The sequence below is a fragment of the Streptomyces yangpuensis genome (assembly GCF_001005295.1).
Taxonomy (GTDB): domain Bacteria; phylum Actinomycetota; class Actinomycetes; order Streptomycetales; family Streptomycetaceae; genus Streptomyces; species Streptomyces yangpuensis.
The window spans coordinates 363,793-375,225 of record NZ_LBMK01000001.1; the positions used below are offsets into that span (position 1 = coordinate 363,793).

Genomic DNA, 11,433 nt, shown 5'->3' on the forward strand with positions numbered 1-11,433 from the left:
AGAGAATTCCGACGAGGAAGGCACGGCCGCCGCACGTGAGGGACACACGAGAAAGCCGGCTGCTCCTGGTGCTTCTGATCGCCATCGCGTTCGCGTTGATCACGGTGGACATCAGGGCAGGCGAGGAGTCACCGGTCGACGGTGCCCGGCAGGCCGCCGCAGCGGTCTTCGGGCCGGTCGAGGAAGGTGTGGCGACCGCGGTCGATCCGGTCGCCAACGCCATAGGGGCCGTACGGGACTCCGGGGAGCGCCACAACCGCATCGCCACGCTGGAGCGCGAGAACGCCGCCCTCAAGGCCAAGCTCGGCAGCGAGGACCAGACCCGCAGCCGCATCCACGAACTCGACGAGATGCTCAAGCGGGCCGGCGCCGGACAGTACGGCATCAAGGGCGCCGAGGTCATCGCGATAGGAGCGGCGCAGGGCTTCTCCTGGACCGTCACCATCGACGCCGGCAGCAAGGACGGCATCGAGCGCGACATGACCGTCCTCAACGGCGACGGGCTCGTCGGCCGGGTCACCACCGTCGGCCCCGACACCTCCACCGTCGTCCTCGCCAACGACCCCGACTTCACCGTCGGCACCCGCCTGGAGAAGACCGGCGAACTCGGCTTCGCCACCGGCCAGGGTGACCGCGCCCTGTCCGTCCAGATGCTCAACGGCAAGGCCAAGGTCAGCCCCGGCGACCGGCTCGTCACCTTCGGCTCGCGCGGCAACAAGCCCTTCGTGCCCGGCGTCCCGATCGGCGAGGTGGTCAAGGTCGACCCCTCGCGCGGCGACCTGACCCGCACCGTCTGGGTGCGTCCGTTCGTCGGCTTCTCGCGCCTGGACATCGTCGGCGTCGTGGTGATGCCGCCGCGCGAGGACCCGCGCGACGCCGTCCTGCCGCCCAAGCCCGAGGCCCCCAAGCCCACCCCGACGGTCACCGTCACGGTCACCCCGTCCGGGTCCGCCAGCCTGCCCGCCCAGCCGGCCGACGACTAGGAGCCGACCCCGCATGCGCTTCAACCGGATCCTGCTCTCGGCCACGCTCGTCGTGGTCGCCCTCGTCATCCAGGTCACCGTCCTGGGCCGGCTCCAACTGCCCGGCGCCGTACCCGACCTCCTGCTCCTCACCGTCGTATCCCTCGCACTCGTGTACGGGCACGTCAGCGGTGCGCTCATCGGCTTCGGCGCCGGACTCCTCGCCGACCTGGCACCGCCCGCCGACCACGCGGCCGGACGGTACGCACTCGTCCTGTGCGTCATCGGCTACGTCGCAGGCCTGGTCCGCCCCGACGGCGGGCGGTTCCGCTCCGCCTGGGGCCCCATGCTGACCGTCGTCGCCGCCGCGATCGGCTCCACCCTGCTCTACGCGGGCGTCGGCGCCCTCGTCGGCGACACCGCCGCCCGCCACGTGGGCCTGACCGGGCTGGTGTTCACCGCCACCCTCTACGACCTGCTGCTCGCGCCCTTCACCGTGCCGTGGATCATGGCGCTGGCCCGGCGCGCCGAGAACGACCCGATGGCCGTCGAGGCCGGCGGCGGCCCCGCGGGCAAGGCCGCCGACGTCTCCGCCGGCTGGCTGGCCGGCGGCACCGGACTGCGCATCGGCAGCCAGCGCGGCGGCCTGCGCCTGAAGACCGCGCGGTCCCGCGCCAACAAGGCCGTCCGCATAAAGGGCATCAAGCCCGCCAAGGGTGTGAAGAGCGTCAAGAAACTGTGAGGGAGGAGCAGACGTGACCAACGTCCCGGAGACCGGCCGCACCTCCCGGGTGCAGATCAGGCTCGTCATCATGCAGGTTCTCGTCTTCTCGATGCTCATCACCCTCGGCGGCCGGCTCTGGTTCCTCCAGATCCGCAACGGCGCCGAGTACTACCACGAGGCCAAGAGCAACCACGTCCAGCGGGTCGTCCAGCCCGCCGTGCGCGGCTCGATCCTCGACGCCCGCGGCGTACCCCTCGCCGACAACGAGACCCGCCTCGTCGTCTCCGCCAGCCGCACCGCGCTGATGAAGATGAAGGACAAGGGCAAGGGCGTCATGACCCGCCTCGCCGGCGTCCTGGACATGACCCCCAAGGAGGTCATGGACAAGGTCCGGCTCTGCGACTCCCAGACGCCCAAGCCCTGCTGGAACGGCTCCCCCTACCAGCCGATCCCGGTCACCCTCGAAGCCACCACCCAGCAGGCGCTGCAACTGCGCGAACGCCCCGAGGAGTACCCGGGCATCACCGCCGAGCCCACCGCCGTCCGCCGCTACCCGGCCCCCGGCGGAGCCCGCACCGCGCAGGTGCTCGGCTACCTCTCGCCCGTCACCGACGACGAGATCCAGAAGGCCAAGGACACCGACTCCCCGCACCTGCGCTCCGACCAGGTCGGCCGCTCCGGGATCGAGCGCACCTACGACCGGCAGCTGCGCGGCAAGGCGCAGGTCACCTCGTACGAGGTCGACAACCTCGGCCGGGTCATGGGGCAGACCAAGTCCGACCCGGGCGTCGCCGGGTCCACCCTCGTCACCAGCATCGACGCCCGGGTCCAGGCCGTCGCGGAGTTCGAGCTCCAGCAGGCGATGAAGGTCGTCCGCAACGAGACCGACAACATCACCGGCCGCAAGTACGAGGCCGACTCGGGCGCCGTCGTCGTCATGGAGGCCCGGACCGGCCGCATCGTCGCGATGGCCTCCCAGCCCGACTACGACCCCAACACCTGGGTCGGCGGCATCTCCGGCGCGGACTACGCCAAGCTCACCAGCAAGAGCTCCAACTACCCGCTGCTCAACCGCGGCATCCAGGGCATGGCCCCCGCCGGCTCCATCTTCAAGGTGGTCTCCGCGAGCGCCGCCGTCCGCGCCGGATACAAGTTCAACGACAAGTACAACTGCAGCAGCTCCTACAGCCTCGGCGGCCGCAGCTTCGCGAACTTCGAGTCCAAGGGGCACGGCCCCATCACCCTCGGCGAGGCCCTCAAGTTCTCCTGCAACACCGTCTTCTACGCCCTCGGGCACAAGGAGTGGCAGCGCGACGGCGGCCTCAGCCCCAAGAAGGACGCCCACGACTGGTTCTACCGGACCGCCCGGGAGTTCGGGCTCGGCTCCGAGACCGGGATCGACCTGCCGAACGAGGTCAAGGGCCGCATCCCCGACCGCCAGTGGAAGCAGAGCTTCTGGGCGGCCAACAAGAACTCCTGGTGCAAACAGGGCAAGCGGGGCGGCACCTACGTCGAGCAGATCGCCTACGAGAGCTGCCTCGAAGGCAACCAGCTGAAGGCCTACGACAGCATCAACTTCGCCATCGGCCAGGGCGACGTCCTGGTCACCCCCATCCAGATGGCCACCGCCTACTCCGCCATCAGCAACGGCGGCACCCTCTACAACCCCACCGTCGGCAAGGCCGTGATCAGCCCCGACGGCAAGCACGTCGAGATGGTCGCGCCCCAGTCCCACGGCAGGCTGCCGATCAGCGCCCAGACCATCGCGGACCTCGACAAGGGCCTGCGGACGGTCGTCGAGCCCGGCGGCACCGCCGCGTGGCGCTTCGGCGGCTGGCCCCAGGACAAGATCCCGATGCACGCGAAGACCGGTACCGCCCAGGTCTACGGCAAGCAGACCACCTCGTGGCTCGCGACCTACACCAAGGACTTCACGATCGTCATGACGATCTCCCAGGGCGGCACCGGCTCCGGCGCCTCCGGCCCCGCCGTGCGCAACCTCTACAACGCCATCTACGGTCTGACCATGGACGGGAAGCAGGACCTGAAGAGGGCCCTGCTGCCGGCCCCGGAGACGAAACTGCCCAGGATCAACCCCGACGGCTCCATCGATTCCCCCGAGATCCGGCCGTACGTACCGCCGTCCCCGGAGGAACTGGAACCGCCGGCGCTCGCCGGGCCTCCCCCGACACGGCACGACTGAGGACCCCATACCGACATGCCAACCGCCAACAAGTTCTCCGTCTCCCGGTATGCGCCCGAGCGCGGCCCGATGGCCAGGCTCACCGCCCGCGACTCGGTGCTGCGCCGGCTCGACTGGCCGATCCTGCTCTCCTCGCTCGCCCTGTCCTTCCTCGGCGCCCTGCTCGTGTGGTCGGCGACCCGCAACAGGACCACCCTGAACCAGGGCGACCCCTACTACTTCCTCGCCCGGCACGCCCTGAACACCGGCATCGGCCTGGTGCTCATGATCGGCACCATCTGGCTCGGCCACCGCACCCTGCGCGGAGCCGTGCCGGTGCTGTACGGGCTCTCGCTCGTGCTCATCCTCGCCGTGCTCACCCCGCTCGGCGCCACCATCAACGGCGCCCACGCGTGGATCGTCATCGGCGGCGGATTCTCGCTCCAGCCGTCCGAGTTCGTGAAGATCACGATCATCCTGGTCATGGCGATGCTGCTCGCCACCCGCGTGGACGCGGGCGACCTCGCCCATCCCGACCACCGCACGGTCGTCAAGTCGCTCTGCCTGGCCGCAGCCCCGATGGGCATCGTCATGCTGATGCCCGACCTCGGCTCCGTCATGGTCATGGTCGTCATCGTGCTCGGCGTACTGCTCGCCTCCGGGGCCTCCAACCGCTGGGTCATCGGCCTGCTCGCCTCCGGCGTGGGCGGAGCCGTCCTGATATGGCAGCTCGGCGTCCTCGACGAGTACCAGATCAACCGCTTCGCGGCCTTCGCCAACCCCGAGCTCGACCCCGCCGGCGTCGGCTACAACACCAATCAGGCGCGTATCGCGATCGGCTCCGGCGGCCTGACCGGCTCCGGGCTCTTCAAGGGCTCGCAGACCACCGGCCAGTTCGTGCCCGAGCAGCAGACCGACTTCGTCTTCACCGTGGCCGGCGAGGAGCTCGGCTTCGTCGGCGCCGGACTGATCCTCGTCCTGCTGGGTGTCATCCTCTGGCGGGCCTGCGTGATCGCCCGCGAGACCACCGAGCTCTACGGGACCATCGTGTGCGCCGGCATCATCGCCTGGTTCGCCTTCCAGTCCTTCGAGAACATCGGGATGACCCTCGGCATCATGCCCGTGGCCGGACTGCCGCTGCCGTTCGTGTCCTACGGAGGCTCGTCGATGTTCGCCGTGTGGATAGCGGTAGGACTCCTCCAGTCGATCAAGGTCCAGCGGCCATTGTCAGCCTGAAGTCCCGTTCATCCTGCAGAGGTGTTCCGTTCAGGACTAAGTTCGGTACATGGCGGACACAAAGCGCGAGATCGAGCGGAAATTCGAGTTCTCCAAGGCCAAATCTGCCCGGCGCGGGGTGCCGGACCTGACGGGGACGGCCGCGATCGCGGCCGTCACCGACCAGGGCACCGTCGACCTCGACGCCGTCTACTACGACACCCCCGACCAGCGGCTCGCCGCCGACGGTCTCACCCTCCGGCGCAGAACGGGCGGCGCCGACGAGGGCTGGCACCTCAAACTGCCCGTCTCCCCGGGAGTGCGCGACGAGGTCGGGGCTGAACTCAGCGACACCGTCCCGCCCGCCCTCGCCGCCCTCGTCCGCTCCCGCGTCCGTGACGCCGCACTCGCGCCGCAGGTCAGGCTGGTCTCCTCGCGCCGCGTCAGCCACCTGCTGGACGCCGACGGAGCGCTCCTCGCCGAACTGAGCACCGACGAGGTCCTGGCCGAGCGCGGCGACACCACCGCCGGCTGGACCGAGGTCGAGGTGGAACTCGCCGAGGGCGTCGGCCCCGACCTGCTCGACGCCGTCGAGAAGACCTTCCGCAAGGCCGGGCTCAAGGTCTCCGGCGCCCCCTCGAAACTCGCCCGCGCCCTCGCCGAGACCGACGCCGAGCCCCCGGCCCGGCCCTCCGGCGGCGGACCCGAGGGCACCGCCGGCGCGCACGTCGTCGCATACCTGACCGAGCAGCGCGACGCCCTCGTCGCCCAGGACCCCGCCGTACGCCGCAACCTGCCGGACTCCGTCCACCAGATGCGGGTCGCCACCCGCCGGCTGCGCAGCGCCTTCAAGACGTACCGCAAGGTCCTGGACCGCGAGGTCACCGACCCGATCGGCGAGGAGCTGCGCTGGCTGGCCGCCGAACTCGGCGTCGACCGCGACCAGGAGGTCCTGATGGAGCGCCTCCAGGCCCACCTCGCCGGACTGCCGCGCACCCTGGTGACCGGCCCGGTCCGCACCCGGCTGCGGACGTGGAACACCGCCCGGCGCACCGGATCGCGCCGCAGGGCGCTGGCCGCACTCGACAGCGACCGCTACGTCACCCTGCTGAACAGCCTCGACGCCCTGCTGGACGAGCCCCCGCTGCTGGACGGCGCCGCGAAGTCCCCGAAGAAGGTCCTGGCCAAGGCCGTGCTCCGCGACTACGCGCGCCTCGCCACCCGCATCGACAGCGCCCTCGCCCTCGACGAGGGCAAGGAACGGGACCTGGCCCTGCACGAGGCCCGCAAGGCGGCCAAGCGCGTCCGGTACGCGGCGGAGTCGGCCGAGCCCGAACTCGGCAAGCCGGCGAAACACCTGGCCAAGGCCGTGAAGAAGGTCCAGACCCTGCTCGGTGACCACCAGGACAGCGTGGTGGCCCGCGACGCCCTGCGCGGCCTCGCGGCCCAGGCCGCCGACGTGGGGGAGCCGGCCTTCACCTGGGGTGTGCTCTACGGCCGCGAGGAGGCACTGGCCGAGCGGCGCGAACGGGAGCTTCCGGACATCTGGGCGAAGGCGTCGGCCCCGGCCCTGCGGACGGCCCTGTAGTGATCATGCGGGTGGGGGCGGCCGAGCCGTCGGGGTACGCTAGATAGCTGCCCCCTGCCCGCTTCACGAAAGTCGCGTGATGACCGAGTCGGTCTTCCCTCAGCTTGAGGCCCTGCTTCCGCACGTGCAGAAGCCCATCCAGTACGTCGGCGGTGAACTCAACTCCACGGTGAAGCCGTGGGAGAGCTGCGACGTCCGCTGGGCGCTCATGTACCCGGACGCATACGAAGTCGGGCTGCCCAACCAGGGCGTCATGATCCTGTACGAGGTGCTCAACGAGCGCGAGGGCGTCCTCGCCGAGCGCACCTACAGCGTGTGGCCGGACCTCGAAGAGCTGATGCGCGAGCACAACGTGCCCCAGTTCACCGTGGACAGCCACCGCCCCGTCTCCGCCTTCGACGTGTTCGGCCTGTCCTTCTCCACGGAGCTGGGCTACACCAACATGCTCACGGCCCTGGACCTGGCGGGCATCCCGCTGGAGGCCAGGAACCGCACGGTGGACCACCCGATCGTCCTCGCGGGCGGCCACGCGGCCTTCAACCCGGAGCCGATCGCGGAGTTCATCGACTGCGCGGTCATCGGCGACGGCGAGCAGGCCGTCCTCGACATGACCGAGATCATCCGGACCTGGAAGGCCGAGGGCAGGCCGGGCGGGCGCGAAGAGGTCCTCCTGCGTCTCGCCAAGACCGGCAACGTCTACGTGCCGGGCTTCTACGACGTCGAGTACCTGCCGGACGGCCGCATCGGCCGCGTCGTCCCCAACCGCTCCGGCGTGCCGTGGCGCGTGTCCAAGCACACCGTCATGGACCTCGACGAGTGGCCGTACCCCAAGCAGCCCCTGGTCCCGCTCGCCGAGACCGTCCACGAGCGCATGTCCGTGGAGATCTTCCGCGGCTGCACCCGCGGCTGCCGTTTCTGCCAGGCCGGCATGATCACGCGCCCCGTGCGGGAGCGAAGCATCACCGGCATCGGCGAAATGGTGGAGAAGGGTCTCAAGGCGACCGGTTTCGAGGAGGTCGGCCTGCTCTCGCTGTCCTCCGCGGACCACACCGAGATCGCCGACATCGCCAAGGGCCTCGCGGACCGCTACTCGGACGACAAGGTGGGCCTGTCCCTCCCGTCGACCCGTGTGGACGCCTTCAACGTGGACCTGGCCAACGAGCTGACCCGCAACGGCCGCCGCTCCGGCCTGACCTTCGCTCCCGAGGGCGGCTCCGAGCGCATGCGCAAGGTCATCAACAAGATGGTCTCGGAGGAGGACCTGATCCGGACCGTCGCCACTGCCTACGGCAACGGCTGGCGCCAGGTGAAGCTGTACTTCATGTGCGGCCTGCCCACCGAGACCGACGAGGACGTCCTCCAGATCGGCGACATGGCCGTCAACGTCATCGCCAAGGGCCGCGAGGTCTCCGGCCAGAACGACATCCGCTGCACGGTGTCGATCGGCGGCTTCGTGCCCAAGCCGCACACCCCGTTCCAGTGGGCGCCGCAGCTGTCGGCCGAGGAGACGGACGCCCGCCTGGGCAAGCTCCGCGACAAGATCCGCGGCGACAAGAAGTACGGCCGCTCCATCGGCTTCCGCTACCACGACGGCAAGCCCGGCATCGTCGAGGGCCTCCTCTCCCGCGGTGACCGCCGCATCGGCGACGTGATCCGCGCCGTCTACGAGGACGGCGGCCGCTTCGACGGCTGGCGCGAGCACTTCAGCTACGACCGCTGGATGCAGGCCGCGGAGAAGACGCTGCCCGCCTACGGCGTGGACGTGGCCTGGTACACCACGCGCGAGCGCACCTACGAGGAGGTCCTGCCCTGGGACCACCTGGACTCCGGTCTGGACAAGGACTGGCTCTGGGAGGACTGGCAGGACGCCCTCGACGAGACCGAGGTCGACGACTGCCGCTGGACCCCGTGCTTCGACTGCGGGGTGTGTCCTCAGATGCAGACCGAGATCCAGATCGGCCCGACCGGCAAGAAGCTGCTGCCGCTGTCGGTCGTGAAGTAACCGGCCGGCCGGGTCACGTAACCCTTGGGTCACGAGAGGCCCCCGCCCGCAACGGGTGGGGGCCTCCGTCGTGTCCTTCACGGCATGGACATGGACCAACGGCCTCCCGCCGACGGCGGCGACGGGTGCCTGGTGGGCGTCATCAGGATCCCCGTGAAGATCGTCGCCGTACTCGTCGTACTGCCCGTACGAGTGGTGTGGGAACTGCTGGTCGCCGCGGGCCGGGCCGTGCACCGGCACGTGCTCGGGCCGCTGTACGTCCATGTCGTCGAGCCGCTGCTCCGTGCGCTGGGATGGCTGCTGACCACCCTGTTCAAGCTCGTCTTCGTCTGGCCGTGGGCCGGCCTGTGGCGGTACGTGCTCGCCCCTGTGGGGCAGGGACTGGCCTGGCTGGCGCGCGGGCTGTACGGGCAGGTGCTGGCGCCGGCCGGCCGGTTCCTGACCGCCTACCTGCTGAGTCCCCTCGGGGCGGGGCTCGCCTGGCTCGGCCGGGGCGGTATGCGCTACCTGCTCGCGCCCCTCGCCAAGGGCGTCACCCGGATCGTCTGGGCCCTCGGCATGACGCTGTTCGTCTGGCCGTGGGTCGCGCTGTGGCGGTACGTGCTCACGCCCGTCGGCCACGGGATCGCCTGGCTGGCCGCGGAGGTGTACCGGTACGTGCTCACCCCCGTCGGGCACGGCCTCGTATGGCTCGCGGTCGCGGTGTTCCGGTATCTGCTGCGGCCCGTCGGGCTGGGCCTCGCATGGCTCGTCGTCGCCCTGTACCGGTATCTGCTGAAGCCCGTCGGGCTGGGGATCGCCTGGCTGGCCGCCGGTCTGTACCGGTACGTGCTCACCCCGGCCGGGCAGGTCCTGCTCTGGGCCTGGCACGTGGCCGGGCGGATCGTCGCCGCCCTGTGGCGCGGGCTCAAGCTGGTCGGCTGGGTGCTGGTCGGCCTGCCCGCCTCCCGGGTGTACCGGCACGTGCTCACCCCCGTCGGACACGCCGTGCGCGAGGTCTGGCGGACCGGCCGCGCCGCGGTCCGCGAGGCACGCGCCACCGTACGCCGTGCGCTCTTCGGTACTCCTCCCGGGGAACCGGCGAGGTCACGGGCGCGTACTCTGGGTAGTACGACAGCCGCCGACGCGGCACCCGCTGACGAGATCTCCCTGCCCCGACGGCAGGGGTGAGCCGGAGCGGGTCGACAGACCTCAGGGCGATGCGCGAGCCGCAGAGCCCCGCACAAGGAGAAGAACCACTGGGCAAGCGACAGCCCGAAGGCCCGCCTCCCGCACCGGTGGTGCAGCGCATCCGACTGCGCTACACCAAGCGCGGCCGCCTCCGGTTCACCAGCCACCGAGACTTCCAGCGCGCCTTCGAGCGGGCCCTGCGCCGCGCCGAGGTGCCCATGGCGTACTCGGCGGGCTTCACCCCGCACCCGCGCGTCAGCTACGCGAACGCCGCCCCGACCGGGACCGGCAGCGAGGCCGAATACCTGGAGATCGGCCTCGCCGCGCCGCGCGATCCCGAGAAGCTCCGCGAGCTGCTCGACGAGTCGATGCCGGTCGGACTCGACATCATCGACGCCGTCGAGGCCCGCACCCCGGGCCTGGCCGACCGGCTGACCGCCTCCGTGTGGGAGCTGCGCCTGGACGGCGTGGAGCTCGCCGAGGCCGAGCGGGCCGTGGCGGTCTTCCTCGCCGCCGAGACCGTCGAGGTGCAGCGCAAGACCAAGAACGGCATCCGCACCTTCGACACCCGCGGCGCGGTCGTCAGCCTCGAAGCGCTTCCCGCGCCGGCTGATAGGCCGCTGGACAATGCTTGTGCGATACTGCGGCTGGTTGTTCGGCATCTGACACCTGCCGTGCGACCCGACGACGTCCTGTCCGGTCTCCGAGCTGTGGCCGACCTGGCGCCGCCGGTCCCCTCTGCGGTGACCAGGCTGGCGCAGGGGCTCTTCGACGAGGAGTCCGGCACGGTGACCGACCCGCTCGCGCCCGACCGCGAGGCAGACACGGCCGCCCCACCCACGGCCGCCGTGACCGCCGACGCGAAGGCGCCGGAAGGTCCCGCCGCGTAGGGAATCGTCGTCGTCGCGCAGCCCTGGCACTCGGGAGCCACCTGGGTCGGGCCGCGTACAGACCTGAAGACTTCCGCCAGGCCGTACGAACAAACACGTACGGAACCGGCGGCCATGGACTACAGCTCCCGTGTGGCGAACGCGCCCCGGAGGCCGGCTCCGCGTTCCGCGCGGAGCCGTGCCGGACCGGAAGTCAGCCGCGGCGCCCGGGGGCGTGACGGGAGAACCGCCCGCAATGCTCAACAACGAGAACGACACCACCCCCGCCGGCGCCGACAGCGGCAGCCCCAGCGACAACCTGCCCCCGCGCAGGCGTCGCCGCGCCGCTTCCCGGCCGGCCGGTCCGCCCGGTGGCGCCACCGCTGCCGCTGCTTCCGCCGAGCCGACGCCGGTGGCGGAGCCCGCCCCTGTCGAGGAGGCCGCTCCGGCCGCCGCCCCCGCCCGTCCCCGCCGCCGCGCGACCCGCGCCGTGGCCGCCCCGAAGACCCAGGCCGCGGAGGCCGCCGTCGTCGAGCCCGCCGCCGTGACTCCGGCCGTGGAGGCCGCTGCGGCTCCGGTGGCCGAGGAGGCTGCGGCTGCTCCGGCGCCGCGTGCACGTCGTCGTGCGACCCGTGCTGCGACGGCTCCGGTCGCTGAGGTCGCCGGGGTTCCGGTTGCCGAGGCTCCGGCCGCCGTGGAGGCTGCTGCGGCTCCGGTGGCC

At 71.1% G+C, this 11,433-nt stretch carries 8 protein-coding genes and 1 pseudogene; all 9 read left to right on the forward strand.

The window, feature by feature from the left end; translation table 11 throughout:
* The first annotated feature begins 35 nt into the window (after positions 1-35).
* Complete coding sequence (mreC, locus tag AAT21_RS01605) at positions 36-983, forward strand: rod shape-determining protein MreC (protein WP_046774907.1); 948 nt, start codon at positions 36-38, stop codon at positions 981-983.
* 13 nt (positions 984-996) lie between these two features.
* Entirely contained in the window at positions 997-1,704 is a 708-nt protein-coding gene (gene mreD, locus AAT21_RS01610; protein WP_046774908.1) for a rod shape-determining protein MreD, read from the forward strand.
* Between the two features lie 13 nt (positions 1,705-1,717).
* Complete coding sequence (gene mrdA / locus AAT21_RS01615; RefSeq protein ID WP_046774909.1) at positions 1,718-3,889, forward strand: penicillin-binding protein 2; 2,172 nt, start codon at positions 1,718-1,720, stop codon at positions 3,887-3,889.
* Between the two features lie 15 nt (positions 3,890-3,904).
* Complete coding sequence (rodA, locus tag AAT21_RS01620; protein ID WP_046774910.1) at positions 3,905-5,104, forward strand: rod shape-determining protein RodA; 1,200 nt, start codon at positions 3,905-3,907, stop codon at positions 5,102-5,104.
* Positions 5,105-5,153: 49 nt separating this feature from the next.
* Positions 5,154-6,671 (forward strand): CYTH and CHAD domain-containing protein, encoded by a 1,518-nt coding sequence (locus tag AAT21_RS01625; protein ID WP_046774911.1) that lies wholly within the window; start codon positions 5,154-5,156, stop codon positions 6,669-6,671.
* 76 nt (positions 6,672-6,747) lie between these two features.
* Positions 6,748-8,673 carry a TIGR03960 family B12-binding radical SAM protein gene (locus AAT21_RS01630; protein WP_200904319.1) on the forward strand — a complete coding sequence of 642 codons (1,926 nt, stop codon included), beginning with the start codon at positions 6,748-6,750 and terminating at the stop codon, positions 8,671-8,673.
* Between the two features lie 84 nt (positions 8,674-8,757).
* Positions 8,758-9,843 (forward strand): hypothetical protein, encoded by a 1,086-nt coding sequence (locus AAT21_RS01635; protein ID WP_046774913.1) that lies wholly within the window; start codon positions 8,758-8,760, stop codon positions 9,841-9,843.
* A gap of 110 nt (positions 9,844-9,953) precedes the next feature.
* Positions 9,954-10,733: a TIGR03936 family radical SAM-associated protein gene (locus tag AAT21_RS01640; protein ID WP_046775514.1), complete on the forward strand. Its 780-nt coding sequence runs from the start codon at positions 9,954-9,956 to the stop codon at positions 10,731-10,733.
* A 235-nt stretch (positions 10,734-10,968) separates the two neighbouring features.
* A pseudogene (locus AAT21_RS38530) lies at positions 10,969-11,433 on the forward strand (ribonuclease E/G); the annotation flags it as partial.

What these genes read in the sequence shown, in the direction of transcription:
- mreD (WP_046774908.1), top strand. Translation starts at nt 997, where the DNA reads ATGCGCTTCAACCGGATCCTGCTCTCGGCCACGCTCGTCGTGGTCGCC.
- rodA (WP_046774910.1), top strand. Translation starts at nt 3,905, where the DNA reads ATGCCAACCGCCAACAAGTTCTCCGTCTCCCGGTATGCGCCCGAGCGC.
- AAT21_RS01625 (WP_046774911.1), top strand. Translation starts at nt 5,154, where the DNA reads ATGGCGGACACAAAGCGCGAGATCGAGCGGAAATTCGAGTTCTCCAAG.
- AAT21_RS01635 (WP_046774913.1), top strand. Translation starts at nt 8,758, where the DNA reads ATGGACATGGACCAACGGCCTCCCGCCGACGGCGGCGACGGGTGCCTG.